This is a genomic window from Pseudomonas sp. HY13-MNA-CIBAN-0226 (genome assembly GCF_040310305.1).
GTDB classification, from domain to species: domain Bacteria; phylum Pseudomonadota; class Gammaproteobacteria; order Pseudomonadales; family Pseudomonadaceae; genus Aquipseudomonas; species Aquipseudomonas gregormendelii.
The window spans coordinates 1-240 of record NZ_JBEOPS010000588.1 but is presented as its reverse complement, the minus strand read 5'-3'; the positions used below and the strand labels follow the sequence as shown (position 1 = coordinate 240).

Here is a 240-nt window from a genome sequence, read left to right as displayed (position 1 = left end):
GCGTACATCCTTGATGCCCTGAAACACATGCAGCGCCAGCGCATCACCACGGTGGAGGTCAAACCTGCCGTGGAGCACGCCTACAACCAGCAGTTGCAGGACAAACTCAAGCGCACCATCTGGAACACCGGCGGCTGCCAGAGCTGGTACCTCGACCCGCGTACCGGCAAGAACACCACGCTGTGGCCCGGCTCGACCTGGCGCTTCAAGCAGGTCACCCGGCATTTTGCCCTCAAGGAC

At 62.1% G+C, this 240-nt stretch carries 1 pseudogene; it reads left to right on the top strand.

Annotation, left to right across the window (positions count from 1 at the left end):
- Nucleotides 1-240 (top strand): annotated as a pseudogene (locus AAEZ05_RS30030) (4-hydroxyacetophenone monooxygenase); the annotation flags it as partial.